General features: G+C 72.1%; 25 protein-coding genes. 15 read left to right on the plus strand and 10 right to left on the minus strand.

Annotated features, from left to right (window positions below; translation table 11 throughout):
• Positions 1-196 precede the first annotated feature (196 nt).
• The 3 genes from ACFQ8Y_RS06600 to ACFQ8Y_RS06610 all read left to right on the plus strand — a co-directional run bounded on the left by ACFQ8Y_RS06600 (position 197) and on the right by ACFQ8Y_RS06610 (position 4,248).
• The gene (locus ACFQ8Y_RS06600; protein ID WP_430551058.1) at positions 197-2,008 is read left to right on the plus strand and encodes an AMP-dependent synthetase/ligase; all 1,812 of its coding nucleotides are present in this window, start codon (positions 197-199) and stop codon (positions 2,006-2,008) included.
• Between the two features lie 144 nt (positions 2,009-2,152).
• Positions 2,153-3,973: a DEDD exonuclease domain-containing protein gene (locus ACFQ8Y_RS06605; protein ID WP_430584980.1), complete on the plus strand. Its 1,821-nt coding sequence runs from the start codon at positions 2,153-2,155 to the stop codon at positions 3,971-3,973.
• Positions 3,967-4,248 carry an Lrp/AsnC family transcriptional regulator gene (locus ACFQ8Y_RS06610; RefSeq protein ID WP_430545226.1) on the plus strand — a complete coding sequence of 94 codons (282 nt, stop codon included), beginning with the start codon at positions 3,967-3,969 and terminating at the stop codon, positions 4,246-4,248. Before ACFQ8Y_RS06605 ends, ACFQ8Y_RS06610 begins: the two co-directional genes overlap by 7 nt.
• A 96-nt stretch (positions 4,249-4,344) precedes the next feature.
• Here the strand turns inward: ACFQ8Y_RS06610 and trpD are convergent, their stop codons facing one another.
• Positions 4,345-5,412 carry an anthranilate phosphoribosyltransferase gene (trpD, locus tag ACFQ8Y_RS06615; protein WP_430584981.1) on the minus strand — a complete coding sequence of 356 codons (1,068 nt, stop codon included), beginning with the start codon at positions 5,410-5,412 and terminating at the stop codon, positions 4,345-4,347.
• A gap of 63 nt (positions 5,413-5,475) precedes the next feature.
• Complete coding sequence (locus ACFQ8Y_RS06620) at positions 5,476-5,892, minus strand: hypothetical protein (RefSeq protein ID WP_430584987.1); 417 nt, start codon at positions 5,890-5,892, stop codon at positions 5,476-5,478.
• A gap of 349 nt (positions 5,893-6,241) precedes the next feature.
• On the opposite strand from ACFQ8Y_RS06620, the gene ACFQ8Y_RS06625 reads away from it, so the two are divergent.
• The 5 genes from ACFQ8Y_RS06625 to ACFQ8Y_RS06645 all read left to right on the plus strand — a co-directional run bounded on the left by ACFQ8Y_RS06625 (position 6,242) and on the right by ACFQ8Y_RS06645 (position 11,290).
• Positions 6,242-6,895, plus strand: a complete 654-nt coding sequence (locus ACFQ8Y_RS06625) for a heme-copper oxidase subunit III (RefSeq protein WP_430551055.1) — start codon at positions 6,242-6,244, stop codon at positions 6,893-6,895.
• 67 nt (positions 6,896-6,962) lie between these two features.
• Positions 6,963-7,742 carry a c-type cytochrome gene (locus tag ACFQ8Y_RS06630; RefSeq protein ID WP_430551054.1) on the plus strand — a complete coding sequence of 260 codons (780 nt, stop codon included), beginning with the start codon at positions 6,963-6,965 and terminating at the stop codon, positions 7,740-7,742.
• Entirely contained in the window at positions 7,739-8,791 is a 1,053-nt protein-coding gene (locus ACFQ8Y_RS06635) for a Rieske 2Fe-2S domain-containing protein (protein ID WP_430551053.1), read from the plus strand. Before ACFQ8Y_RS06630 ends, ACFQ8Y_RS06635 begins: the two co-directional genes overlap by 4 nt.
• A complete protein-coding gene (locus ACFQ8Y_RS06640) occupies positions 8,788-10,491 on the plus strand; it encodes a cytochrome bc complex cytochrome b subunit (protein WP_430551052.1) in 1,704 nt (567 codons plus the stop codon). The genes ACFQ8Y_RS06635 and ACFQ8Y_RS06640 overlap by 4 nt, the downstream gene beginning before the upstream one ends.
• A 172-nt stretch (positions 10,492-10,663) precedes the next feature.
• On the plus strand, positions 10,664-11,290 hold the full coding sequence (locus ACFQ8Y_RS06645) for a superoxide dismutase (protein WP_430584982.1): 627 nt from the start codon (positions 10,664-10,666) through the stop codon (positions 11,288-11,290).
• A 105-nt stretch (positions 11,291-11,395) separates the two neighbouring features.
• Here the strand turns inward: ACFQ8Y_RS06645 and ACFQ8Y_RS06650 are convergent, their stop codons facing one another.
• From ACFQ8Y_RS06650 to coxB, 4 genes are all read right to left on the minus strand, one after another.
• Complete coding sequence (locus ACFQ8Y_RS06650; RefSeq protein WP_430584983.1) at positions 11,396-12,226, minus strand: LppX_LprAFG lipoprotein; 831 nt, start codon at positions 12,224-12,226, stop codon at positions 11,396-11,398.
• A gap of 181 nt (positions 12,227-12,407) precedes the next feature.
• Positions 12,408-12,809 carry a cytochrome c oxidase subunit 4 gene (locus ACFQ8Y_RS06655; RefSeq protein ID WP_430551049.1) on the minus strand — a complete coding sequence of 134 codons (402 nt, stop codon included), beginning with the start codon at positions 12,807-12,809 and terminating at the stop codon, positions 12,408-12,410.
• On the minus strand, positions 12,806-14,626 hold the full coding sequence (gene ctaD, locus ACFQ8Y_RS06660) for a cytochrome c oxidase subunit I (RefSeq protein ID WP_430551048.1): 1,821 nt from the start codon (positions 14,624-14,626) through the stop codon (positions 12,806-12,808). The genes ACFQ8Y_RS06655 and ctaD overlap by 4 nt, the downstream gene beginning before the upstream one ends.
• Complete coding sequence (coxB, locus tag ACFQ8Y_RS06665) at positions 14,626-15,549, minus strand: cytochrome c oxidase subunit II (protein ID WP_430551047.1); 924 nt, start codon at positions 15,547-15,549, stop codon at positions 14,626-14,628. The genes ctaD and coxB overlap by 1 nt, the downstream gene beginning before the upstream one ends.
• 478 nt (positions 15,550-16,027) lie before the next feature.
• On the opposite strand from coxB, the gene ACFQ8Y_RS06670 reads away from it, so the two are divergent.
• Both ACFQ8Y_RS06670 and ACFQ8Y_RS06675 read left to right on the plus strand, forming a co-directional pair.
• Positions 16,028-17,161 (plus strand): cysteine desulfurase family protein, encoded by a 1,134-nt coding sequence (locus ACFQ8Y_RS06670; protein WP_430584988.1) that lies wholly within the window; start codon positions 16,028-16,030, stop codon positions 17,159-17,161.
• Positions 17,162-17,259: 98 nt separating this feature from the next.
• Positions 17,260-17,580, plus strand: coding sequence for a sulfurtransferase TusA family protein (locus ACFQ8Y_RS06675; protein ID WP_430551046.1), 321 nt, complete (start codon positions 17,260-17,262; stop codon positions 17,578-17,580).
• A gap of 129 nt (positions 17,581-17,709) precedes the next feature.
• Here ACFQ8Y_RS06675 and erpA read toward each other — a convergent pair whose 3' ends face one another.
• A complete protein-coding gene (gene erpA, locus ACFQ8Y_RS06680; RefSeq protein ID WP_430551045.1) occupies positions 17,710-18,060 on the minus strand; it encodes an iron-sulfur cluster insertion protein ErpA in 351 nt (116 codons plus the stop codon).
• Between the two features lie 127 nt (positions 18,061-18,187).
• Complete coding sequence (locus ACFQ8Y_RS06685; protein ID WP_430584984.1) at positions 18,188-18,664, minus strand: hypothetical protein; 477 nt, start codon at positions 18,662-18,664, stop codon at positions 18,188-18,190.
• 157 nt (positions 18,665-18,821) lie between these two features.
• Between ACFQ8Y_RS06685 and nadA the strand changes: the two genes are divergently transcribed.
• The 3 genes from nadA to ACFQ8Y_RS06700 all read left to right on the plus strand — a co-directional run bounded on the left by nadA (position 18,822) and on the right by ACFQ8Y_RS06700 (position 21,322).
• The gene (gene nadA, locus ACFQ8Y_RS06690) at positions 18,822-20,054 is read left to right on the plus strand and encodes a quinolinate synthase NadA (protein WP_430584989.1); all 1,233 of its coding nucleotides are present in this window, start codon (positions 18,822-18,824) and stop codon (positions 20,052-20,054) included.
• 56 nt (positions 20,055-20,110) lie between these two features.
• Positions 20,111-20,722 (plus strand): DJ-1/PfpI family protein, encoded by a 612-nt coding sequence (locus ACFQ8Y_RS06695; protein ID WP_430584985.1) that lies wholly within the window; start codon positions 20,111-20,113, stop codon positions 20,720-20,722.
• Positions 20,723-20,785: 63 nt separating this feature from the next.
• Positions 20,786-21,322, plus strand: coding sequence for an acyl-CoA thioesterase (locus ACFQ8Y_RS06700; RefSeq protein ID WP_430551262.1), 537 nt, complete (start codon positions 20,786-20,788; stop codon positions 21,320-21,322).
• Positions 21,323-21,344: 22 nt separating this feature from the next.
• Here the strand turns inward: ACFQ8Y_RS06700 and ACFQ8Y_RS06705 are convergent, their stop codons facing one another.
• Positions 21,345-22,145 carry a hypothetical protein gene (locus ACFQ8Y_RS06705; RefSeq protein WP_430584986.1) on the minus strand — a complete coding sequence of 267 codons (801 nt, stop codon included), beginning with the start codon at positions 22,143-22,145 and terminating at the stop codon, positions 21,345-21,347.
• 16 nt (positions 22,146-22,161) lie between these two features.
• Positions 22,162-23,529, minus strand: coding sequence for a dipeptidase (locus tag ACFQ8Y_RS06710; protein WP_430565163.1), 1,368 nt, complete (start codon positions 23,527-23,529; stop codon positions 22,162-22,164).
• Positions 23,530-23,637: 108 nt separating this feature from the next.
• Here ACFQ8Y_RS06710 and ACFQ8Y_RS06715 point away from each other — a divergent pair, with 108 nt between their 5' ends.
• Both ACFQ8Y_RS06715 and ACFQ8Y_RS06720 read left to right on the plus strand, forming a co-directional pair.
• Positions 23,638-24,252 carry a DUF3043 domain-containing protein gene (locus tag ACFQ8Y_RS06715; RefSeq protein ID WP_430551041.1) on the plus strand — a complete coding sequence of 205 codons (615 nt, stop codon included), beginning with the start codon at positions 23,638-23,640 and terminating at the stop codon, positions 24,250-24,252.
• Between the two features lie 55 nt (positions 24,253-24,307).
• Complete coding sequence (locus ACFQ8Y_RS06720; protein ID WP_430551040.1) at positions 24,308-25,321, plus strand: aldo/keto reductase family protein; 1,014 nt, start codon at positions 24,308-24,310, stop codon at positions 25,319-25,321.
• Positions 25,322-25,382: the final 61 nt, after the last annotated feature.

Here is a 25,382-nt window from a genome sequence, read left to right on the forward strand (position 1 = left end):
CCGGGGGCGCGCGGTGCGCGCAGGGACAAGACTAGCCACCACGACCCGGGGGTGCGACGCTCGTCCATCACCGGGACGCCGCCATCGGCCACGGACCGTCACCGAACCGTGTCCTGGACCACTCTTGAGACCCGGTATCGTGGCGGCCGGGGAACGCACCCCTGGCCAATGCATGAGCATGGACGATGGAGTCAGCATGGACGAGATCACCATTCCGCAGGCGGTCGAGCTGCCTGCCACGTCGAACCTCAACGACCTCCTCGCCACCCGTGTGGCGAGCGACCCGCGCGCCACGCTCGCCGAGCGTCCTTCCGGCGACGGCTGGCAGCCCGTCTCGGCCGCACAGTTCGACGCCGAGGTGGTGGCCGTCGCCAAGGGGCTGGTCGCCAAGGGCGTCCAGCCCGGCGACCCCGTCGGCATCATGTCCCACACCCGCTACGAGTGGACCCTGCTCGACTTCGCCGCCTGGGCCGCGGGCGCGGTCCCCGTGCCGATCTACGAGACGTCGTCCGCCGAGCAGGTGGAGTGGATCCTCACCGACTCCGGCATCACGCTGCTCGTCGTCGAGGACTCCGGCCTCGCCGCCACCGTCGCGGAGGTCTCCGACCGTGCGCCGGCCCTGCGCGAGGTCCTCGAGATCGAGGACGGCGCGATCGCCAAGCTGACGGCCGCGGGCGCCGACGTCGCCGACGACGAGATCGTCCGCCGCCGCGGGATCGCGGACCTCGCCGACGTCGCGACGATCATCTACACCTCCGGCACGACCGGCACCCCCAAGGGCGCCGAGATCACGCACGGCAACCTCACGCTGCTCGGCGTGAACGCCGTCGCCGCCGTGCCCGAGGTGTTCAAGGACGGCGGGCGCACGCTGCTCTTCCTGCCGCTGGCGCACGTCTTCGCGCGCTACATCGAGATCCTCGCGATCGCGAGCGGCACGGTGCTCGGCCACTGGGCCGACCTCAAGACGGTCACCGCCGGCCTGGAGGCCTTCCGGCCCACGTACATCCTCGCGGTGCCCCGCGTCTTCGAGAAGGTGTACAACGCGGCGGAGCAGAAGGCGGCTGCCGGCGGCAAGCTGAAGATCTTCCACTGGGCGGCCGCGACCGGCATCGCCTACTCGCGGGCGCTCGACACGCCGTCGGGCCCGTCGCTGTGGCTCCGCGTCCAGCACAAGGTCGCCGACACCCTCGTGTTCTCGAAGCTGCGTGCCGTGCTCGGCGGGCAGGCCCAGTACGCCGTCTCCGGCGGCGGCCCGCTCGGCGAACGGCTCGGTCACTTCTTCCGCGGCCTCGGCGTCACGATCCTCGAGGGCTACGGGCTCACCGAGACCACCGCGCCGACCAGCGTGAACCGCCCCGACGCCATCAAGATCGGCTCGGTCGGGCCGCAGCTGCCCGGCTGCGGGGTCAGGATCGCCCCGGACGGCGAGGTGCTGCTGCGCGGCATCCAGGTGTTCCGCGGGTACCACAACAACCCGGAGGCGACCGCCGAGGCGTTCGACGACGGCTGGTTCCGCAGCGGCGACCTCGGCACCCTCGACGACGACGGGTTCCTCACGATCACCGGCCGCAAGAAGGAGATCATCGTGACGGCCGGGGGCAAGAACGTCGCCCCGGCGCTTCTCGAGGACCGGATCCGGGCGCACGCCCTCGTGAGCCAGTGCGTCGTGGTCGGGGACAACCGCCCGTTCATCGGCGCGCTCATCACGCTCGACGCCGAGGGCCTGCCCGGCTGGCTCAAGATGCACGACAAGCCGGAGATGACGCCTGAGCAGGCCTCGACCGACCCGGACGTGCTGGCGGCGCTCGACGCCGCCGTGACCCGTGCCAACCAGGCGGTGTCGAAGGCCGAGTCGATCCGCAAGTTCGCCGTGCTGCCGGGCGACCTCACGGTCGAGAACGGGTACCTCACGCCCAAGCAGAGCGTGCGCCGTCACGTCTTCGTCAAGGACTTCGCCACCGAGATCGACCAGCTGTACGTCGACACGCGGCAGAAGTCCGCGAGCTGACACCGGCGCCGCCTCGCACCAGCACCGGGCGGCTGCACGTGCCGGCTCCGTCGAGCCCGCCGGGACCTCGTCCCGGCGGGCTCGACCTCTGCCCGGCCCGGCACGCCCGGCTGCCCTGTCGGAGGCCGCCGCTACGGTCCCGGCATGCCGAGCACCACCCCGTCCCCGACGCGCAGCACCGGGCACCCGACCGCGCTCCAGCCCTCGTTCGAGGACCTCGGTACCGCCCTGCGGGACGTCACCTTCGTCGTGGTCGACCTCGAGACGACCGGTGGCCGGGCCGCCGACGGCGGCATCACGGAGATCGGCGCGGTCAAGGTCCGGGGCGGCGAGGTGCTGGGCGAGCTGCAGTCGCTCGTCAACCCGGGCCACCCCGTGCCGGCCTTCGTCGCCCGGCTCACCGGCATCACGACGTCCATGGTCGCCACGGCTCCCCCGGTCGAGCTCGTCCTGCCGAGCTTCCTGGAGTTCGCCCGCGACGCCGTGCTGGTGGCGCACAACGCACCGTTCGACGTCGGCTTCCTGCGCGCCGCCTGCGACCGGCTCGGCTACGACTGGCCGGGCTTCCGGGTGGTGGACACCGTGCCCCTCGCGCGCCGCGTCGTCACCCGCGACGAGGCGCCGAACCACAAGCTGTCCACCCTGGCCGCGCTCTTCCGGGCACGGGTGACGCCCGAGCACCGCGCGCTGGCGGACGCGCGGGCCACCGTGGACGTGCTGCACGCGCTCCTGGAGCGCCTGGCGCCCCTCGGCATCACCCACCTGGAGGACCTCGCCGGCGCCGCCGACCCCGTCCCGCCGGACGTGCGCCGCAAGCGGACGCTCGCGGACGGCCTGCCCGAGGCCCCGGGGGTGTACCTCTTCCGCGGCCCCGGGGACGAGGTGCTGTACGTCGGCACGTCCACGAACCTCCGCAAGCGGGTGCGGTCCTACTTCACGGCCGCGGAGAAGCGCGGGCGCATCACCGAGATGGTGCGGATCGCGCACGCCGTCACCCCCGTGGTCTGCGCGACCCCGCTCGAGGCGTCGGTGCGCGAGCTGCGCCTCATCGCCGAGCACGCCCCGCGGTACAACCGGCGCTCCAAGCACCCGGAGCGCCAGACCTGGGTGCGTCTCACGGACGAGGCCTACCCTCGGCTGTCCGTCGTGCGCGACGTGCGGGCCGGGACGCCGCACATCGGCCCGTTCACGTCGCGACAGACAGCGCTGGCCGCCGTCGAGGCGGTCCACGACGCCCTGCCCCTGCGCCAGTGCACGGCGCGCCTCCCCCGCGTCGCGCGGACGGCCGGCAGCCCGTGCGCCCTCGCGGGGATGGGCCGCTGCTCCGCGCCGTGCACGGCGGCCGGCCGCGCCGACGACGGGTACGACGCCGTCGCGGACGCGGCCCGCACGGCGCTGACGTCCGACCCCTCGTCCGTCGTCGACGCCCTCGCCGCGCGGGTGGCCAGGCTCGCGGCGCAGGAACGTTTCGAGGAGGCCGGGACGGTGACCCACCGGCTCCGGGCGTTCGTGCAGGGCGCGGCGCGCGCCCAGCGGCTGGACCCGGTCGCCCGGTGCGCCGAGCTCGTCGCCGCGCGGCCCACCCCCGCGGGCGGCTGGGAGCTCGTCGTCGTGAAGCACGCGCGGCTCGCCGCGACCGCCGTGACCGGTCCCGACGAGGACCCGCTGCCCGTGGTCGACGCCCTGCGCGCCACGGCGGAGTTCGTCGCCCCGCCCGTGGCGCCCGCGCCCGCATGCCATCCCGAGGAGGCCGCCCTGGTGCTGGCCTGGCTGGAGGAGCCCGGGGTCCGTCTCGTGCACGTGAGCGACCCCTGGACGTGCCCGGTGCGCTCCGCGGCCGCGCACACCGACCTCGGCGCGGTCTCGACGACGGTCGCCGGCCTGTGGGCCGGCCCGGGCACGCCCGACGAGACCACCGAGCACGTCGCGGACCCGGGGTCGGTGGCTACGATGACGGCATGCTGACCGCGATCGTGCTCATCGACACCGAGGCCGACCAGATCCCCGAGGTCGCCACCAAGGTCACCGACCTCAAGGGAGTCAGCGAGGTCTACTCCGTCACCGGCAAGGCCGACCTGGTCGCCATGGTGCGGGTGCGCGAGCACGAGGAGCTCGCCGACGTCATCGCCGACGGGATCAGCAAGGTCCCCGGAGTGGTGCGCACGGAGACGCTCATCGCGTTCCGCACCTACTCGAACGTCGACCTCGAGCAGGCCTTCGCCCTCGGCCTGGACGACTGAGACCGGACGACCGAGAACCGGGGCAACCAGGCCGGGTCCGCCCGGCCGCCCCGCTGCCCTGTCAGGCCGGGTCCGCCCGGCCGCCCCGCTGCCCTGTCAGGCCGCGGTCGCCGCGACCCAGCCGTCGAGCACCCGGACGGCCCCGCCCTCGTCGACGCTGCGGGCGGCGAGCTCCATCCCCGCGGCCAGCCGCTCGACGAGCGAGCCCCGACCGGTGCCGGGCAGGCTCCCGTCGGCGACGAGGCCCGCGGCGGCGTTGAGCAGCACGGTCTCGCGCACCGGGCCGCGGTCGGTCCCGTCGAGGACCCGGCGCGCCACGCCCGCGTTGTGGGCGGCGTCGCCCCCGCGGAGGTCGGCGACCTCGATGCGCTGCAGGCCGAGGTCCGCCGCGGCGTCGAGCCGCTGCTCGACGACCGCGCTGCCGCGCACCTCCCACACGGTCGTGCCGCCGGTGGCCGCGAGCTCGTCGAGGCCGTCGTCGCCGCGGAACACGAGCGCGTCCGTCCCGCGGCTCGCGAACACCCCGGCCATGAGCGGCGCCATGCGGGCGTCGGCACAGCCGACCGCCGTCGCCCCGGGCTGGGCGGGGTTGGTCAGCGGGCCGAGGAAGTTGAACGCCGTGGCGATGCCCAGGTCGCGGCGGGCCACGCCGGCGTGCCGCATCGACGGGTGGAAGAGGCCGGCGAAGCAGAACGTGATGCCGACCTGCTCGGCCAGGGCCGCGACCCGCTCGGGCGCCTGGTCGAGGCGGATCCCGAGCGCCTCCAGCACGTCCGCCGAGCCCGACGACGAGGACGCCGCGCGGTTGCCGTGCTTGACCACCCGCAGCCCGGCCCCGGCGATCACGACCGCCGCCATCGTGGACACGTTCACCGTGTGGTGCCGGTCGCCTCCCGTGCCGACGATGTCCACCGTCCTCCCCGGGACCTCGATCCGCGTGGCGTGCGCGAGCATCGCGTCAGCGAGCCCCGTGAGCTCCGCGGCCGTCTCCCCCTTGGCCCGGAGCCCGACGAGGAAGCCGGCAAGACGCGTCGGGGGCACCTCGCCCGACATGACCTCGTCCATGGCCCAGGCCGTCTCGGCGGTGGTCAGGTCGCGCCCGGCGACCAGCTCGGTGAGGATGCCGGGCCAGGTGAGGTCGGAGGCCGGGTCGGTGGAGGCCACGGAGGTCCCTTCGGGGTCGGAGCAGGACGCCCTCCGACAGGGCGTGGGCGGCCCCGCGGCGGGTCAGGCGGCTGCGGTCAGGAAGCCGGCCACCGTGCGCTGCAGCTCGATCGCGTCGAGCGGCCTCGGCACCACGGCGTCGGCGAGCGACCACGATGCTAGCCATCCGTCGTCGGGCCTGCCGGTGAGGACCACGACGGGCGGGCAGCGGTACACCTCGTTCTTGAGCTGGCGGCACAGTCCCATGCCCCCGGACTTGTCCGCCTCTCCGTCCAGCACGAGCAGGTCCCACCCGCCGCGGTCGGCCGCCGCGATGAGCGCAGCCGGCGTCGCGACCTCCGCCCACGCGATCTCCGGGGCGTGCGCGCGCAGACGAGGGCCGACGGCGGTGCGCACGTGGGCGCGGACGGTCCGGTCGTCGCTGTAGAGCAGGATGCGCGGCCCCCGGGCCGCCGGGCCCGTGCGGGCCGTCGGGGCGATCGCTCCGGTCGGGCTGGTCGGGCTGGTCGGGCTGGTCGGGCTGGTCGTCGTCGGGTCCGTCTGGTCCGTCTGATCCGTCAACTGTCTGGCTCCCCTTCGCGGACGTGCACGGCTTCGGGCACGGTCACGACGTCCGCCACCCGTACCGCGGCCGTCGGACGTCGACGTTTGCTGGCATCGTGGCACACTCGCGTCACCTCGGGCAGGTGCCGAACGTGGTCTTTTACTGGCACTCTCCACGGATCCGTCACCTCGTAGTGGCAGAGTGGCGAGTTTCCGCAGATTCTGTGCACATCGACTTCGCGCAAGGCCCGCCCGGGTGGCTCGAACCGGCCGTATGTCGGCCATAATGGCTGACGTGTCGACCGCAACGGCTGCTGCCCCCCATGCCCACCAGCACGTGAGCGTCAACCGTCCGAACCCCGTGTCGGTCGGGACGATCGTCTGGCTCGCGAGCGAGCTCATGTTCTTCGCTGGCCTCTTCGCGATGTACTTCACCGTCCGGTCGGTGATGCCCGAGGCGGAGTGGGCCGCTCAGGCGGACAAGCTCAACATCACCTTCTCGACGATCAACACCACCGTGCTGGTGCTGTCGTCGGTCACCTGCCAGATGGGCGTGTGGGCCGCCGAGCGGTTCAAGCCGGTGCGCTCCGGCTCCCTGCTGCAGGTGAACAGGTGGGGCATGCACGAGTGGATGACGCTGACCTACCTCATGGGTGCGTTCTTCATCGGCGGCCAGATCTTCGAGTACACCGAGCTGGTGCACGAGGGCCTGACCATCTCGTCCAGCCCCTACGGCTCGGTCTTCTACCTGACCACCGGCTTCCACGGCCTCCACGTGCTGGGCGGCCTCATCGCCTTCCTGTTCCTGCTGGGGCGTTCCTTCGCCGCCAAGAACTTCGGCCACCACGAGGCCACCACCGCGATCGTCACGTCCTACTACTGGCACTTCGTCGACGTGGTGTGGATCGCCCTCTTCGCCGTCATCTACCTCCTGCGCTGAACCCCCCGGCCGGCGTCGCCGCCGGCACTGACCCTGCACCTTCGATCTGCGAGACGAGGATCATTTCGTGAAGGCACTCGCCGCCCGCAGGCACCACCGGTTCGCGCCGGTCGTGCTGTTGCTGCTGGCGCTGCTGGTCACGGGCGGCGTCTACGCCGCCCTGGCCCCGAGCCCGGCCCAGGCCGACACCGCCAGCACCGCGGACATCGAGACCGGGAAGAAGCTCTTCCAGGCCAACTGCGCCACCTGCCACGGCCCGAACGCGGAGGGCACCACCGAGGCGCCCTCGCTCGTCGGCGTCGGCGCGGCCGCGGTCGACTTCCAGGTCTCCACCGGCCGGATGCCGATGCAGATGAACGGCCCCCAGGCCGAGGCCAAGCCCCGGCAGATGGACGAGGAGCAGACCGCCGCGCTCGCCGCGTACGTCGCGTCCCTCGGCGCCGGCCCGGCCATCCCCACCGACGAGCAGGTGGACGGGAGCAAGGGCGACGCCGCCAACGGCATGGCACTGTTCCGCACCAACTGCGCCATGTGCCACAACGCCGTGGGCGCCGGTGGCGCCCTCTCGGAGGGCAAGTTCGCGCCGCCGCTGTGGGACACCTCCGGTCGCAACGTGTACCAGGCCATGCTCACCGGCCCGCAGTCGATGCCGGTGTTCAACGACGCCAACATCACCCCTGACGAGAAGCGCGACATCATCGCCTTCCTCGACGAGCAGGACCAGGGCTCGGCCGGTGGCCTCACCCTGGGCTCGCTCGGCCCGGTCAGCGAGGGCCTCTGGGCCTGGATCATCGGCATCGGCCTGATCATCGGCGGCGCGGTGTGGATCGGAGCGAAGTCCTCGTGAGCGAGAACCAGAACCCCCAGGGCCCGTCGCGCGACGTGGCCCGGCACGACGGCGACGGCACGGTCGCCCGGACCGACCGTTTCGCGGACCCGGGCGTCCCTGCGCACCACCCCCGCCTGACGGACACCGACCCCAAGGCCGCCAAGCGCAACGAGCGGATCATCGCGATCCTCTTCGCCGTGTCGTGCCTCGGCACGATCGGCTCGATCGTGGCCTACTTCGCCGTCCGGCCGGACGGCACCACGCCCGGCGTGCGCCTCTCGACGGTGCTGCTCGGCGTCGCGATCGCGATCTCCCTCTTCGGCATCGGCTTCGCGGCCGTGCACTGGGCCAAGACCCTGATGTCGGGCAAGGAGTACGTCGAGGAGCGCCACTCGAGCAGCAGCTCGGAGGACGTGCGCGAGGTCGTCCAGCAGCAGTTCAAGGACGGTCTCGAGGACTCCGGCATCGCCCGCCGCCCCGTCCTCAAGGGCGCGGTCGTCTCCGCGCTCGCCCTCTTCCCGCTGACCATCGCCGTGCCGCTCGTGTCGAGCGTCGGTGGCACGTGGAACGTCGCCTCGTTCCGCCACACGATCTGGAAGAAGGGCGTCCGCCTCGCGTACGACCCCTCCGGGCGCCCGATCAAGGCCTCGGACCTCACGGTCGGCTCCGTCGCGCACGTCATCCCCGACGTGCCCGCCGAGGAGCGCGAGTCGCACGAGTGGATCACGGAGAAGTCGAAGGCGGTCGTGCTCCTCGTGCGCATGGACCCCCGCGACCTCAAGCGCGACCACCGCGAGGGCGCCTCCTACGACGGCATCGTCGCGTACTCGAAGATCTGCACCCACGTCGGGTGCCCGGTCGCCCTCTACGAGCAGCAGACGCACCACCTGCTGTGCCCGTGCCACCAGTCGACGTTCGACATCGCGGACGGTTGCAAGGTGGTCTTCGGACCGGCCAAGCGCCCGCTGCCCCAGCTGCCCATCACCGTCGACGACGAGGGGTATCTTGTGGCTGAGGACGACTTCAACGAGCCCATCGGCCCGAGCTACTGGGAGCGCCTGAAGTGAGCACCACGACCACTCCCCCCGCCACGGCGGAGCCGACGACCGTGATCGGCAAGTCCGCCGACTACCTCGACCAGCGGACCAAGGTCGGCGTGCTCGCGAAGCAGCTCGTCCGCAAGGTCTTCCCGGACCACTGGTCCTTCATGCTCGGCGAGATCGCGCTGTTCTCGTTCGTCGTGCTGCTCATCTCCGGCGTGTTCCTGGCGATGTTCTTCGACCCGTCGATGGCGCTCGTCACGCACCACGGCGCTCCGGCGACGATGGACGGCCAGCTCATGTCCACGGCCTTCTCGTCGACGCTCAACATGTCGTTCGAGGTGCGCGGCGGCCTGCTCATGCGGCAGATCCACCACTGGTCGGCGCTCATCTTCGTCGCCGGCATCGTGGTGCACATGATGCGCGTCTTCTTCACCGGCGCCTTCCGCAAGCCCCGCGAGCTCAACTGGCTGGTCGGCACGATGCTGCTGATCCTCAGCCTCCTCGCCGGCTTCTCGGGCTACTCGCTCCCGGACGACGTGCTCTCCGGCAACGGCCTGCGCATCACCGACGGCGTCATCAAGTCGATCCCGATCATCGGGTCGTACCTCTCCTGGTTCGTCTTCGGCGGCGAGTTCCCGGGCGAGCACATCATCCCGCGCCTGTTCACGGTGCACATCCTGCTCGTGCCCGCGCTCATCCTGGCGCTGGTCGGCGTGCACCTGTTCCTCATGGTGCTGAACAAGCACACCCAGTACCCGGGCGGTGGCCGCACCGACAAGAACGTCGTCGGCTACCCCGCGGTCCCGGCGTTCGCCACGAAGATGGGCGGCAACTTCTTCATCATCTTCGGCGTGCTGGCCCTCATGGGCGGCACGATGGCGATCAACAACGTCTGGAACTACGGCCCGTACGACCCGTCACCGGTGTCAGCGGGAGCCCAGCCGGACTGGTACATGCTGTTCCTCGAGGGATCGCTGCGCCTCATGCCGGGCCAGGCCGAGATCGTCACGTGGGGCGACTTCACGCTGTCGCTGAACATCCTCGTGCCGGCGGTCATCATCCCGGGCCTGCTGTTCACGTTCCTCTTCGTGTACCCGTTCGTCGAGGCGAAGGTGACCGGCGACCACCGCGAGCACCACGTGCTCGACCGCCCGCGCAACGTCCCGGCCCGCACGGGCCTCGGTGTCGCGTTCCTGACGGCGTTCGTCATCCTGGCGCTGGCCGGGTCGAACGACCTCATCGCGACGCACTTCGCCCTGTCGATCAACACGATCACCTGGGTCTTCCGGATCCTGTTCTTCGTCGGCCCGGTCTTCGCGTTCTGGGTCACGAAGCGGATCTGCCTGGGCCTGCAGCGCAAGGACCGCGAGCTGGTGCTGCACGGTCACGAGACCGGCCGCATCGTGCGGTTCGCCAACGGCGAGTACATCGAGGTCCACCGCCCGCTCGACGAGCAGGAGCGCTGGCTGCGCGTCAACTACGAGGCGCACCGACCCCTGGAGGTCGAGCCTGCGACGGACGCCCGCGGCGTCAAGCGCAAGGGCTACAAGAAGGACAAGCGCTGGCAGAAGCTGTCGCAGTTCTTCTACGAGGACCGGGTGGAGCCCGTGACTCCGGCCGAGCTGGCCGCGGCGCACGCCCACGGCGAGCACGACGAGCTCGAGCCCGCCCACGACACCCCCGAGCTGGTCTCGGGGTCTGGCAACGTCGAGCGGGAGCACTGAGTCTCCTGCAGGCTGGAACGGTGGCCCGCGCTCCCCTCCCCCGACTCGTCGGGCGGGGTGCGCGGGCCGTCGTCGTCCCCGGCCGATGAGTTCGGTCGGAGACCGGTCGTCGACGACGTCCCCCATCGCACGCCGGGCACGACGTGCGGCACGCAACCGGAGGTAACTCAGCATGGCTGTCTACACGCTCCCTGACCTGCCCTACGACTACAGCGCCCTCGAGCCGCACATCAGCGGCAAGATCATGGAGCTGCACCACGACAAGCACCACGCCGCCTACGTCACCGGCGCCAACACCGCCCTGGACAAGCTCGCCGAGGCCCGCGAGTCCGGCGACAACGCCGCGGTGAACCTGCACGAGAAGAACCTCGCGTTCAACCTCGGCGGCCACACCAACCACACCGTCTTCTGGAACAACCTCTCCCCCGAGGGCGGCGGCCAGCCCGAGGGCGAGCTCGCCGAGGCCGTCAAGGACGCCTTCGGCTCGTTCGAGAAGTTCCAGGCCCAGTTCGCCGCCGTCGCCACCGGCATCCAGGGCTCCGGCTGGGCCGTGCTCGGCTGGGACTCCATCGGCCAGCGCCTCGCGATCTTCCAGCTCTTCGACCAGCAGGCCAACGTCCCCGTCGGCATCACCCCGCTGTTCATGCTGGACATGTGGGAGCACGCCTTCTACCTGGACTACCTCAACGTCAAGGCCGACTACGTCAAGGCCGTCTGGAACATCGCGAACTGGCAGGACGTCGCCGCACGCCTCCAGCGCGCCCGCACCCAGACCGCCGGGCTCATCGTCCCCGCCTGACCCGCTCAGCCCGCACAGGGCGGCGCAAGCACGCGCGAGGGCCCCGCACGCATCCGCGTGCGGGGCCCTTCGTCGTCCTCTCCGAGCTGCGCGGCAGCCTCGGGATCAGTTCTGGCCGAACTCCGAGTACGGGATCACGTCCTCGTCGGCGGGCGCCTGGACGTCGATCGGCTCGCCCCACTTGCTGAACGTCGACTCGACGACCATCTCCTGGCCCTCGACCTCCATCGTGATGTCGGCCTCCACGGGCAGCCCCTTCGGGTCCACCTTGTACACCGCGGAGATCTCGCCGAGCTGGTCCGCGGTCGACGCATCGATGCCCGCCGTGCCGTCCTTCACCTTGGACGGGTCGATCGTGGCCGTGTAGACCTCGGTCTCGACGCCGTCGACGGTCTCGGAGCCGGTGTGCTCGAACGAGGTGACGGCGTCGGCCATCGCCTCCGCCTGCGCGGCGGCGTCCATGGACTCCATCGAGTCGATCGTGCCGGCCAGGGCAGGGTCGTCCGCCATGTCCTCGGCGGTCATCGACAGGTACTTGCCCTGCGTCATCTCGCCCATGGACAGGTAGATCGTGCCGTCGAGCAGCACGATGTCCATGTCCATGCCCATGACCGCCATGGTCATCTGCAGGGTCGTCTCCTCGAACGTCGGGCCGTAGGCGACGTCGGCCGTCGTGGTGCTCTCGGTCATCCCGGCCGACTCGGCAAGCTCCCCCGAGTAGGTCAGCTCCATGTGCGCAGTCGAGGCCTCTCCCTGCGCGGCCTTCATCTTCCCGGCCAGGTCCGTCATCGTCGAGACCGTCGCGATCTCCGCCGCCTGCTCCTGGGCGGCCTGCTCGCCTCCGGCGGGTGCCGGGGACGCGCCCCCGCAGGCGCTCAGGGCGAGGCCGACCAGGCCTGCCGACGCCAGGGCCACGGTCTTCTGGGGGACGCGCATGCTGCTCCTTCTCGGGGAAACGTGAGACTTCATTGCATCACGGGACCGTCGTCCAGTGGGCGGGTCGGACCGCGCGGACGCCGATCGTTGCCGATCCGTGTCCCGCGACGTCGCCTCCCCCCGGAACGGCGAAGAGCCCCTCACGCGAGTCGCGTGAGGGGCTCTCGTCGGAGCAGGAGCGTCAGTGGGCGTGCTGCCCGCGGCTGAACTCGAACACCCAGCCGACGAGCCCGATGACCCCGAGGATGAAGCCGATGTACAGCACCCACCAGCCCACGGCGAGCCCGAGGAACGCGACCGCGGCGGCAGCGGCGATGACCAGCGGCCACCAGCTCCACGGCGAGTACACGCCCTGGTCGCCGGCGCCCTGTTCGATCTCGCCCTCCTCGTCGTCCTCCGGGCGAGGGTCGATGCGACGCGCGGTGAGCGCCAGGTAGGCGCCCACCATGGCGACGAGCGCCCCTACGAGGGGGATGCCGAGGTAGCCGACCGGCTCCTGGAAGTGCGTGACCAACCCGTAGATCACGCCGACCAGGACGAAGAACGGGGCGAGGAACAGGAAGAGCTTGATCTCGATCTTCACTTGCGGTTCTCCTCCTCGTCGTCGATCACGGTGGTGGTCGACTGTGCGGCCGACGACTGCGCGCTGTCGCGTCGCTCCTCGACGAGCTGCTGGTGCCCCCGGCGCTCCGGGTCACCGAAGACCTGGTTGAGCGGGCCGTGGCCCGGCGCCTGCTCCATCGCCGCGACCTCGGGGTGGTGCAGGTCGAAGGCCGGCGACTCCGAGCGGATGCGCGGCAGCGAGGTGAAGTTGTGCCGCGGCGGCGGGCAGCTGGTGGCCCACTCGAGCGAGCGGCCGTAGCCCCACGGGTCGTCGACGGTGACCTTCGGCGCGTTGCGCCAGGTCGTGTACACGTTCCACAGGAACGGGAGCGTCGAGGCGGCCAGGATGAACGCGCCGATGGTCGACACCTGGTTCTCCCAGGTGAAGCCCTCCTCGGGCATGTAGTCCGCGTAGCGGCGGGCCATGCCCTCGACACCCAGCCAGTGCTGGATGAGGAAGGTCATGTGGAAGCCGACGAACAGCAGCCAGAAGTGGACCTTGCCGAGCCGCTCGTTGAGCATCCGGCCCGTGAACTTCGGCCACCAGAAGTAGAAGCCGGCGAACATCGCGAAGACCACGGTGCCGAAGACCACGTAGTGGAAGTGCGCCACCACGAAGTACGAGTCGGACAGGTGGAAGTCCAGGGCGGGGCTCGACAGGATGATGCCCGTCAGACCGCCGAAGAGGAAGGTCACGAGGAAGCCGATCGACCACAGCATGGGTGTCTCGAACGTGAGTTTCCCGCGCCACATCGTGCCGATCCAGTTGAAGAACTTCACGCCGGTCGGGATGGCGATCAGCATCGTCATGAAGGCGAAGAAGGGCAGGAGCACCGCGCCGGTGACGTACATGTGGTGGGCCCACACCGTCACGGACAGCGCCGCGATCGCAATCGTCGCGTAGATCAGGCCCTTGTAGCCGAAGATCGGCTTGCGGCTGAAGACCGGGAAGATCTCCGACACGATGCCGAAGAACGGCAGCGCGATGATGTAGACCTCGGGGTGGCCGAAGAACCAGAACAGGTGCTGCCAGAGGATCGCCCCGCCGTTCTCGGGGTTGAAGACCTGCGCACCGAGGCGACGGTCGGCGCCCAGCGCGAACAGCGCAGAGGCCAGCGGCGGGAAGGCCATCAGCACGAGCAGGCTCGTGACGAGCGTGTTCCACGTGAAGATCGGCATCCGGAACATGGTCATGCCCGGCGCGCGCATCGTGATGATCGTGGTGATGAAGTTGACGGCACCGAGGATCGTGCCGAAGCCCGCCAGCGCGAGCCCGAACACCCAGAGGTCTCCGCCTAGCCCTGGACTGAACGTGGTGTTCGACAACGGCGCATAGGCGAACCAGCCGAACGACGCGGCGCCCTGCGGGGTGAAGAAGCCCGCCCCCGCGATGAGGCCGCCGAAGAGGAACAGCCAGTACGCGAACATGTTGAGCCGCGGGAACGCGACGTCGGGCGCACCGATCTGCAGCGGCATGATCACGTTGGCGAAGCCCGCGAACAACGGCGTCGCGAACAGCAGCAGCATGATCGTGCCGTGCATCGTGAAGAGCTGGTTGTACTGCTCCTTGCTCTGCACGACCTGCAGGCCGGGCATGAACAGCTCGGCGCGGATCAGCAGGGCGAGGATGCCACCCACGGCGAACCAGATGAACGACGTGATGAGGTACAGGTAGCCGATCGTCTTGTGGTCGGTGGAGGTGATCCACTTGACCACGGTGCGACCGAGGTTCTGGCGCTTCGGCGCGAGACCGGGGATGACCTCGACGTCGTGCGCGGGGGCAGTCGTGGCCGCCATCAGTTCTCGACCTCCGGGAGGGTGTCTTCCTGCGGGAAGTTCGCGTCGTGCTGCTGGCGGTTCAGGTCGAGCCCGAGCTCGCCGGTCTGGCCCGCGGCCTCGAGGTCGGCCATGTGGGCGTCGTACTCCGCCTGCGACACGACCTTGACGTTGAAGAGCATCCCGGAGTGGAACTCGCCGCAGAGCTCGGCGCACTTGCCGGCGTACGTGCCCTCACGGGTCGGGGTGACCTGGAAGGTGTTCGTCCGGCCCGGGATCATGTCCTGCTTGTACAGGAAGGCGGGGATCCAGAAGGAGTGGATGACGTCGCGCGAGTCCAGGGTGAACTCGACCGTCTGGTCGACCGGGAGGTACAGCGTCGGGACGTCCTTCGACGTGCCCGGGGCGCCGTCCACCTCGTCGTCGAGCGTCTGGCCGCCGACGTCGAGCAGGTGCTGCCCGGAGTCGTAGACGTCGTCGTCGAGGTAGTTGAAGTCCCAGCTCCACTGCTTGCCGATGACCTGGATGTTCACGTCCGGCTCGGCGCTGGTGTCCTGCACCGCCGACATGTCGCGGTCCGTGTAGAAGAACAGGACGAGGATCATGATCGTCGGCACGGCCGTGTACATGATCTCGAGCGGCATGTGGTAGCGCGTCTGGATCGGGAGCTGGTGGTCGTCCCGACGCTTGCGGTACGCCGCGACGCACCACAGCATCAGGCCCCACGTGATCACACCGACGATCAGCGCCGCGATCCAGGAGCCGACCCAGAGGTTGGTGATTCGCTCGGTCTGGTTGGTCACCTCCCCGTCGCTGTAGCCGGGCAGGTATCCGCGCTTGACGGAGTCGCTGGCACAACCGGAGGCCAACACGGCGACGGCGCCGGCGATAGCCGTCGCGCGCAGGATGACCCGCCGGGTGCGGGTGGGGCTCTTCGAGTGCAAGGGAGGCCTTTCACGTCACGTCCTGCCCGACCGCCACGGCCCCTCTGGGCAACAGGCACGCGGACAGGACCTTCGTCCTCGATGAAGTGCAGCCTAGCGCGCCCGGAGCAGGTTCGACGCCGCAAAAGCCCCCTCGGGGCGTGACTCTTTCCGCACGGGACGTCCACATCTCCTTCTTGCACACAGACCCCTGGAGAGTGTCAGATCGATCCTCAGGAGTGTCAGATCCTCGGAGCGCTCCCGGACCCCGACCGACCGGACCTCGAGACCCCGAAGATGGCACGATCGTGCCCCGGGCGCGCTTCGGGCGCCCGCCCGACCCGCCCGCCGACGGTGTCGGGACGCACGTCAGCCCCCACGGAGCACGCCTGTGACCGACACCACCGACCCGACCGGGAACCACTCCCCCTCGGCGCCGTCCACCCCGACGTCCCAGGCGGCGACCGCGGCGACGTCCTCAGCGACCGCCGGCTCACGGGTGCACCTGGACAACGGCGGGGGCGCCCCGCTGCACCCGCTCGCGCGGCAGGCCCTGCTGCAGGCGCTCGAGGACGGCTGGGCCGACCCGCACCGGCTGCACACCGAGGGACGCCGCGCGGCGCGGCTGCTCGACGGCGCACGAGAGGCCGTCGCCGCCGTCCTCGGCGCGCGCACGGAGGAGGTGCGCTTCACCGCCAGCCACGCGTCCGCCCTCCGCGACGCCCTGCTGGGCACCGCGCAGGCCCAGCGGCGCGCGGGTGGGGACGTCGTCGTGGGCGCCACCGAGCGCGCGGCGGTGCTGCACGCGGCGGCGGCGGCGGCCGCAGGGGCCCAGGAGGGCGAGCGCGTCGTGGTGGACGTCGACCGCCTCGGCCGCGTCGACGCGGCCACCTTCGCGGAGCGGGTCGCGCGACCCGGCGTCGCGCTCGCCGCGCTCCAGCACGCCAACGGAGAGGTCGGCACGCGACAGCCGCTGGCCGTCGTGCACGACGCCGCGCGGGCGGCGGGGGTGCCCCTCCTCGTGGACGCGGGCGCGTCGCTGGGTCACGACGTCGTCCCCGACTCCTGGGACCTCCTCGCCGCCCACCCGCCCGACTGGGGCGGGCCCGCCGGGGTCGGCGTGCTCGCCGTGCGCCAGCGCGTGCGTGCCGTGCCGCCCGGGCCGGAGGACGCCGACCCCTGGGCGCCCGGCGGGGTGAGCGTGCCCGCCGCGTTCGCCGCCGCCGTGGCCCTCCAGGCGACGACGGCCGACCGCGCCGCCCAGGACGAGCGGCGCCGGCTCCTCACGGCGCGCGTGCGGGCGGCGGCCGCCGCCGTTCCCGACGTCGAGGTGGTGGGCGACCCGGACGACCGGCTTCCCCACGTCGTGACGTTCTCCTGCCTGTACGTGGACGGCGAGGCCCTCGTGACCGAGCTGGACCGGGCCGGGTTCGCGGTCGGCTCCGGCTCGGCCTGCACCGCCAGCACCCTGGAGCCGTCGCACGTGCTCGCGGCGATGGGGGTGCTCACGCACGGCAACGTGCGGATCGCCCTCGACCGGTCGACCACCGGGGACGACGTCGACCGCTTCCTCGCGGTCCTGCCGGGCGCCGTCCGGCGGGTGCGCGACATGCTCGGGGTGGCCGGGCTGTGAGGACCGACGGCGCAGGGTCTGGCGCAGGGTCTGGCGCAGGGTCTGGCGCAGGGTCTGGCGCAGGGTCTGGCGCAGAGATCGGCGCAGGGGCGGACCCCGTGGTGGTCGACGCCCGCGGCCTGCGCTGCCCGCTCCCGGTGATCCGGCTCGCCGCGGCGGCCCGCGACCTGCCCGCCGGGACGCTCGTGACCGTGCTGTCGACCGACCCTGCGGCCCGTCTCGACGTGCCCGCCTGGGCCCGGATGCGCGGGCACGCGACGGTCGGCGAGACCACGACCGGGACCGAGGCCGAGACCGGAGCGGCGGAGGAGCCCGACGACCGGGGCGGCGACGAGGACGGCGACGAGGACGGCGGCGTGGCCGGCGGGACCGCTCCGACGACGTGGTCGATCACCGTGCGTCTGGGCGCCGCCTCCTGATCCGCGACGACACTGATCCACGGCGACACTGGCCCGCGACGACATTGCCCCGCAACGACACCGCCCCGCAACGACGACGGCCCGGCCGCCCCGTGGGGGGTGGCCGGGCCGTCGGAGTCGCTCAGCGGTTCAGCTGAAGGAACCGCCGCAGGCGCAGGAGCTGCCGGCGTTCGGGTTGTCGATCGTGAAGCCCTGCTTCTCGATGGTGTCCGCGAAGTCGATCTTCGCGCCCTCGAGGTAGGGCACGCTCATGCGGTCCACGACGACCTCGACGCCGTCGAAGTCACGCAGCGCGTCGCCGTCGAGGATGCGCTCGTCGAAGTAGAGCTGGTAGATCAGGCCGGAACAGCCGCCGGGCTGGACGGCCACACGCAGACGCAGGTCGTCGCGGCCCTCCTGCTCGAGGAGGCTGCGAACCTTGTCGGCGGCGACGTCGGACAGGTCCACGCCGTGCGTGGCGATCTCGGTGGTGTCGGTCATGCTTCCTCCAACAGGCGGGCCGGTAGAGCTGTTCCCGATCCTACGCGCGAATTCCGTGGGCGCGATGACGCGAGTCACAGGCGCGGCGCGGCGGTGCCGTCGGGCCCGGACGGCACCGCCCGACCGGTCAGGCCCAGGAAGGCGCCCAGGTCCGCGCCACGCGCGCGGTCGCCGCGACCACGTCGTCCCCGGTCTCGTGCACGCCGCTCACGCCGGCCCCGGACCACTCCCGGCGCGAGACCTCGCTGCGGCCGGCCAGCACCACGACCGGCAGGGCGTGCGGGGCGGCGGCCGCCACGGCGGCGGGGACGCGCCCCTCGCGCAGGGTCGTGCCGTCCAGCACGGGGACGTGCACGACGACGAGGTCGGACGTCGCCGCCGGGGCGGCGAGCGGACCGTCCTCCGGTCCGGAGACGCTCGCCAGCCCGAGGGCGTCGAGGGGGACGAACACCCCGACGGACGACGGGTGGGCCTCCCCCTGCGGCGCGGGGTCGGGCAGGACGACGGTGGTCACGGCGCACGACGGCGCGGCCTCCCGCCACGCCGTCGCGAGCGCGGGGGCCAGGGGGCCGGCGTCCTCGCCGACGCAGAGCAGCACCTGCATGCCGCGATCGTGGCACACCGAGCCGAGGCGCGGACGCCCCGGGGCGTGCTGCCGGAGGGGCGGACGGCAGGCCGACGGCTCGGGCACGCGCCCCCGCCGGGGCGGACGCGCGGCGTGCCGCACGCAGGCCCTGTGGAAACATAGGCGGGTGACCACCCTGCTGAACGACACCGCGGGCACCTCGACCGGCGCCACGACCGGCACCACGACCGGCTTCGCCGAACCCGCACCCTCCGCGCTGCTGCTCCTCGGCCAGGGCCGCGACCTCGCCTCGGAGCGTGGCGTCGAGTGCACCGGGGCCCTGCCGTCGCCGTCCGACCCGGACCTGGTGGAGCGCGCCCGCGCCGCGCGGGCCGCCCTGGGCGAGCGCGCGTTCGTGCTCGGGCACCACTACCAGCGCGACGAGGTCATCGACTTCGCCGACGTCACCGGCGACTCCTTCAAGCTCGCGCGCGAGGCCGCTGCCCGTCCCGAGGCCGAGTTCGTGCTCTTCTGCGGCGTGCACTTCATGGCCGAGAGCGCGGACATCCTCACGTCGGACGCGCAGCAGGTCGTGCTGCCCGACCTCGCCGCCGGCTGCTCCATGGCCGACATGGCCGAGATCGGCCAGGTCGAGGAGGCGTGGGCGGTGCTGCAGGACGTCGGCATCGCCGGCGACACCGTGCCCGTGACCTACATGAACTCCTCCGCCGCCATCAAGGCCTTCACCGGCCGGCACGGGGGCACCGTGTGCACGTCGTCGAACGCGCAGGTCGCGCTGCGCTGGGCGTTCGACCGGGTGGGTGGCGTGGAGGGCACCGGCAAGGTGCTGTTCCTGCCGGACCAGCACCTGGGCCGCAACACCGCCGTCCTCCAGCTCGGCCTGAGCCTGGACGACTGCGTGGTCTACGACCCGCGCAAGCCGCTGGGCGGCCTCACCGAGCAGCAGCTGCGCGACGCGCGCATGATCCTGTGGCGGGGGCACTGCTCGGTGCACGGGCGGTTCTCGGCGCGCAACGTCGAGGACGTCCGGGCGAAGGTGCCCGGGGTCACGGTGATCGCTCACCCGGAGTGCAAGCACGAGGTGATCACCGCGGCGGACGAGGTGGGGTCCACCGAGTTCATCATCAAGGCCCTCGACGCCGCCGAGCCCGGCAGCGCGTGGGCGATCGGCACCGAGCTCAACCTGGTGCGCCGCCTCGCCAAGGCGCACCCGGACAAGCAGGTGCACTACCTCGACTCGACCGTGTGCTTCTGCTCGACCATGAACCGCATCGACCTGCCGCACCTGGTGTGGGCGATGGAGTCGCTGGTCGAGGGGCGGATGGTCAACCGGATCGTGGTCGACGCCGACGACGCCCACTGGGCCCGGGTGGCGCTCGACCAGATGCTGGCGCTGCCCGGCATCTGACCGTGAGCTAGATCTGACCAGGGGCCGGCGATGGCCCCGACGACGCAGGAGAAGGCATGAGCACCGACGGCGGGCTCCACATCGGCATCTTCGTGTTCGACGACGCGGAGGAGCTCGACGTCGTCGGGCCGTTCGAGGTGCTCGCGGCCTGGGAGCAGCACTCGAGCACCGAGTCGGGCCCGAAGCCGCACGTGAGCACCTTCTCCCGCGACGGCGACGGCGTGCGCCTGGCCAAGGGCCTGCGGGTCGTGCCCGCGCACTCCGCGGACGACGTCGGCCCGCTGCACGTGCTCGTCTACCCGGGCGGCTGGGGCACTCGCGCGATGATCGCCGACCCGACGCACCTGGATTGGCTGCGGCAGGTGCGCGCGCAGACCCCGGTCCTCGCGAGCGTGTGCACCGGAGCCCTGGTGCTCGCGGCGGCGGGGCTGCTGGCCGGACGGCCGGCGACCACGCACCGCGACCACTACGACGAGCTGGCCGAGATCGACCCGAGCGTCGTCGTGGACACCGAGGCGCGGTTCGTCGACGACGGGGACGTCGTGACCGCCGCCGGCGTCTCGGCGGGGATCGACATGGCCCTGCACCTGGTGGCGCGGCTCGAGTCGACCGAGGTCGCGCGCGCGGTGCGCCGGGGCATCCAGTACGACCCCGCTCCCCCGGTCTGACGGACGACGAGCCCAGGTATCTGATACCGGCGGTCGCCGATATAACCTGCGCAGGTGACTCGAATGATCCAGCTCACCTGGGCCTCCCTGCGCCCCCGCAAGCCGGTGCCCGGCCAGGGCCTGCTCGACCCGTCCGTGACGCGCATGCGCGTGCACCCCGGCGACCTCGACCTGTACCTGCACGTCAACAACGGCTCGTACCTGCAGATGATGGACGTGGCGCGGTCCAACTTCATCGCCGACCTCGACGGCTTCGCCAAGATCGGCGACCGCAAGTGGTACCCGGTGGTCGCGGCGTCGACCATGACCTACAAGCGCTCGCTCAAGCTCGGCGACCGGTTCGAGATCAGCACGCGCGTCCTCGGCTGGGACGAGCGCGTGATCTACATCGAGCAGGTCTTCACGTGCCGGGGGCAGCTCTACGGCCGCGGCTACGTGGCCGGCCGGTTCCTCGGCCCGGGAAGCTCCCGCGTCCCCGCGCCCGACGTCGTGGCGCTCATGGGGCCGGAGGCGCCCGTGCAGAGCCCGGACCTCCCCGACGACGTCGCCGCCTGGGCGCGGGCGCTCGACGTCGCACACCGGGACCGGTCGGAGGCCTGACCCGGGCCGGGATCGGGCCGGCTCAGGCGGGCCCGGCGTCGCGGAGCACCCGCGCCTCGGACAGCGCGCTCCGGACGGCGTCCCCCTCCGCGTCGCGGCCGGAGGCCTCGGCGAGCGTCTCGAGCTCGGCGACGAGCTCGCCCGCCGCGGCGGGGTCTCCGGCGCGCACAGCGAGCTCGGCGAGGTAGGCGAGCGCCGGCGCGAGCTCGCCCGCGGCCGGGGCGGCCCCCGCCGCCCGAGCACGACGGACGGCGCCACCCAGGATCTTCCGCGCCTGGCCGACGTCCCCGTGCGAGTCCGCGACGACGACGGCGTTCTCCAGGGCGCGCGCCAGCGGCCCGCCGCCTTCCGTCGTCCAGGACGTCGTGCCCCCCTCGCCCGCGACGACCGGCGCGTCCGGTGCCCGGGAGACCCGCACCCAGTTCCCCGCGGGGTCCACGAGGCTGAACCCGCTGAGCCCCGCGTTGTTCGCCCGCTTCCGCGGGCGGGTGATCCGCGGAGCGCCCGACACGGGCAGGCGCCCGAACAGGTTCCGCAGCCCCGCCGCGAACACCTCGTAGACCGGCTCGGTGTCCGGGACGACGAGCGCGCAGGTCGAGTGGCTCTGCTCCGGGTCCCAGTCGGGCATCCCGTAGTAGTGGACGTCGAACCCGCCGCGCCCGAACGCCACGTACGGGTTGGGGCGCTGCTGGCGGTAGGTGACCTCGAGACCGAGCGCGGTCCAGAAGGCCACCATCGCGTCGAGGTCCTCCTCCGTGCCGCCGCAGGGCAGCATCGGCACCATCCGAGCCCCGGCGACCGCACCCTCGAGCTGCTGCGACATCACGTCGCCCCCTCCCTCATCCCTCGAGCTCGGCGACGCGCCGCAGGAGCAGCGCCTCGGCGAGCACGACCTTGCGCAGCTCGCCCAGGTGCACCGACTCGTCGGCGCCGTGCGCGCGGGAGTCCGGGTCCTCGACGCCGGTGACGAGCACGGCGGCCTCGGGGAAGAACTCGAGCAGGTCGGCGATGAACGGGATGGACCCGCCGACGCCGATGTCCACCGGGTCCGTGCCCCAGGCCGCCGCGAACGCCGAGCGCGCGGCGCGCATCGCGGCCGAGTCCTCCGCGGCGTGGAACGCCCGCCCCTGCTCGCCCGAGCGCCAGGCGACCCGTGCGCCGAACGGCGCGTGCGCCTCGAGGTGGGCGCGCAGCGCGTCCTCCGCCGCCTGCGGGTCCTGCCCCGGCGGGATGCGCAGCGACAGCTTCGCGGCCGCGCGGGGCGCGATGGTGTTGGACGCGTGCGCGACGCTCGTGGCGTCGATGCCGATCACCGAGAGCGCCGGCTTGGTCCACAGCCGGCCGGCGATGGTGCCCTCGCCCGCGAGCGTCACGCCGTCGAGCACCGAGGAGTCGGCGCGGAACGCCGCCTCCTCGTAGTCGACCTCCGGCTCGCCGGCGGCGACCAGCCCGGCCACCGCGACGTTGCCGGCGTCGTCGTGCAGCGTCGCGATCAGGCGTGCGAGCAGGGTGTTCGCGTCGAGCACCGGCCCGCCGAACATGCCGGAGTGCACCGCGTGCCCGAGCACCTCGACCTCGACCACGCCGTCGACCAGGCCGCGCAGCGACGTGGTGAGGGCGGGCACGCCGACCTTCCAGTTCGTGGAGTCGGCGACCACGATGACGTCCGCCGCGAGCAGCTCGCGGTGGTCGGCGAGGAACCGGCGGAAGCTCGGGGACCCCGACTCCTCCTCGCCCTCGACGAACACCGTGATCCCGACGGGCAGGTCCGTGCCGCCCTCCTGAGCCACGGCGGCCAGGGCGCGCAGCGCGCCGACGTGCGCGACCAGCCCCGCCTTGTCGTCCGCGGCACCGCGGCCGTACAACCGTTCGCCCACCTGGACCGGCTCGAACGGGTCGGTCGCCCACGCGGCGGCGTCGCCCGGGGGCTGGACGTCGTGGTGCGCGTACAGCAGCACGGTCGGGGCGCCCTCGGGCGCGGGACGGCGGGCGACGACGGCGGGCGCCCCGGGGGTCCCGTCGGGGCGGTCCGAGCGCAGGATCCGCACGTCGGGCAGCCCTGCGTCGCGCAGCAGCGCGGCGACGGCGTCGGCGCTCGCCGCGACGTGCGCCTGGTCGAAGGCGGCGGCGGACACGCTCGGGATGCGCACGAGGCGCTCGAGGTCGGCCTGGAGGGCGGGGAACTGCCGCTCGACGTGCGCGCTCAGGGTGGTGGCGTCGTCGACGGGCCGGTCGGTCGGTACGCCGGCAGGGGCGGTGCGGGGGGTGTCGGTCACGCGGCTCACGCTACCCGCGCGCTCGACTACCCTGGGAGCGTGTTCTCCCGCAACAAGCCCGACGCGACGCCGTCGTCCCCCGACTCCACCGACCCCGTCGACGCGGCCGCCGAGATCGAGAAGGCCGGCGCCCCCTCCGGCAAGGGCCGCCCCACGCCCAAGCGCAGCGTGGCCGAGGCCGCCAACAAGCGCCCGCTGGTCCCCGACGACCGCAAGGCGGCGACGAAGGCGGCACGGGAGAAGGCGCGCGAGCAGCGCAACCTCGAGTACCGGGCGATGCAGACGGGCGACGAGCGCCACCTGCCGCCGCGCGACAAGGGCCCGCTCAAGCGGTACGCGCGCGACTACGTCGACGCGCGCTGGAACCTCGGCGAGTTCTTCCTGCCCGTCGCGTTCGGCTTCATCGTCCTGAACTTCATCTTCATGCAGAACGTCACCATGTCGGCGCTCGTGCTGATGCTGCTGTACGCCGTCGTGCTGCTCACCATCGCCGACGCGTTCCTGCTGTGGCGCGGGCTCCGCAAGCGGCTGCTGCTGAAGTTCGGCGAGGTGCCGAAGGGCACGATGATGTACGCCGTCATGCGCGCGTTCCAGATCCGCCGCTCGCGCCTGCCCAAGCCGTCGTCGAAGAAGCACGGCGTCTGGCCGGAGTGATCCGGCACCGCCGGCACCGTCCGGTGCGACCGTGCGCCCGCCCTAGGGTGGACGCATGGTCAACTACCGGTACCTCGGCAACAGCGGTCTGAAGATCTCCGAGATCACCTACGGCAACTGGCTCACCCACGGTTCGCAGGTCGAGAACGACGTCGCGACGCAGTGCGTGCGCGCCGCGCTCGACGCGGGCATCACGACGTTCGACACCGCGGACGTGTACGCCAACACGAAGGCCGAGCAGGTCCTCGGCGACGCCCTCGCGGGCGAGCGACGCGAGTCGCTCGAGATCTTCACCAAGGTGTACTGGCCGACGGGCCCGGGCGGCCCCAACGACACGGGTCTGTCGCGCAAGCACGTCATGGAGTCGATCAACGGCTCGCTGAAGCGCCTCGGCACGGACTACGTCGACCTCTACCAGGCGCACCGCTACGACACCGAGACGCCGCTCACCGAGACGATGCAGGCGTTCGCCGACATCGTCCGCCAGGGCAAGGCCCTGTACATCGGCGTCTCCGAGTGGACGGCGGACCAGATCCGCGCCGGCGCGGCCCTGGCGAAGGAGCTGGGGTTCCAGCTCATCTCCTCGCAGCCGCAGTACTCCATGCTCTGGCGGGTCATCGAGGACGAGGTCGTGCCCGCCTCGCAGGAGTGCGGGCTGTCGCAGATCGTGTGGTCGCCGATGGCGCAGGGCGTGCTGTCCGGCAAGTACGTGCCCGGCCAGCCGCTGCCCGCCGGGTCGCGCGCGACCGACGAGAAGGGCGGCGCGTCGAGCATCCGCCGCTTCCTCGACGACGACGTGCTCACCCGCGTGCAGAACCTGCGCCCGGTCGCCGACGAGCTGGGTCTGTCGATGGCGCAGCTCGCCGTCGCGTGGGTGCTCCAGAACGACAACGTCGCGGCGGCGCTCGTCGGCGCGTCCCGGCCCGAGCAGGTCGCCGAGAACGTCAAGGCGTCCGGCGTGACGATCCCCGCCGAGCTCCTGGCGACGATCGACGACGTCCTGGGCGACGTCGTCGTGCGCGACCCGGCCAAGACCGCCGAGAACGCGCCGAAGACCCGCGTCGCCTGACCGTAAAGACGGTTCCGGGAGGGACCGACGTCGCGGTGGGGGGGGGAGTGGCGGGCGGGCC

Origin of the sequence: Isoptericola sp. NPDC056605, assembly GCF_042792795.1 — a bacterium.
Classification (GTDB): domain Bacteria; phylum Actinomycetota; class Actinomycetes; order Actinomycetales; family Cellulomonadaceae; genus Isoptericola.

Excerpts from the sequence above, each read along its gene's own strand:
- ctaD (WP_430551048.1), bottom strand. The coding sequence starts at position 14,626 with ATGGCGGCCACGACTGCCCCCGCGCACGACGTCGAGGTCATCCCCGGT.
- ACFQ8Y_RS06600 (WP_430551058.1), top strand. The coding sequence starts at position 197 with ATGGACGAGATCACCATTCCGCAGGCGGTCGAGCTGCCTGCCACGTCG.
- ACFQ8Y_RS06705 (WP_430584986.1), bottom strand. The coding sequence starts at position 22,145 with ATGTCGCAGCAGCTCGAGGGTGCGGTCGCCGGGGCTCGGATGGTGCCG.
- erpA (WP_430551045.1), bottom strand. The coding sequence starts at position 18,060 with ATGACCGACACCACCGAGATCGCCACGCACGGCGTGGACCTGTCCGAC.
- ACFQ8Y_RS06650 (WP_430584983.1), bottom strand. The coding sequence starts at position 12,226 with ATGCGCGTCCCCCAGAAGACCGTGGCCCTGGCGTCGGCAGGCCTGGTC.
- ACFQ8Y_RS06720 (WP_430551040.1), top strand. The coding sequence starts at position 24,308 with ATGGTCAACTACCGGTACCTCGGCAACAGCGGTCTGAAGATCTCCGAG.
- ACFQ8Y_RS06700 (WP_430551262.1), top strand. The coding sequence starts at position 20,786 with ATGATCCAGCTCACCTGGGCCTCCCTGCGCCCCCGCAAGCCGGTGCCC.
- ACFQ8Y_RS06695 (WP_430584985.1), top strand. The coding sequence starts at position 20,111 with ATGAGCACCGACGGCGGGCTCCACATCGGCATCTTCGTGTTCGACGAC.
- ACFQ8Y_RS06625 (WP_430551055.1), top strand. The coding sequence starts at position 6,242 with ATGGCTGACGTGTCGACCGCAACGGCTGCTGCCCCCCATGCCCACCAG.
- ACFQ8Y_RS06685 (WP_430584984.1), bottom strand. The coding sequence starts at position 18,664 with ATGCAGGTGCTGCTCTGCGTCGGCGAGGACGCCGGCCCCCTGGCCCCC.
- ACFQ8Y_RS06605 (WP_430584980.1), top strand. The coding sequence starts at position 2,153 with ATGCCGAGCACCACCCCGTCCCCGACGCGCAGCACCGGGCACCCGACC.
- ACFQ8Y_RS06610 (WP_430545226.1), top strand. The coding sequence starts at position 3,967 with ATGCTGACCGCGATCGTGCTCATCGACACCGAGGCCGACCAGATCCCC.
- ACFQ8Y_RS06645 (WP_430584982.1), top strand. The coding sequence starts at position 10,664 with ATGGCTGTCTACACGCTCCCTGACCTGCCCTACGACTACAGCGCCCTC.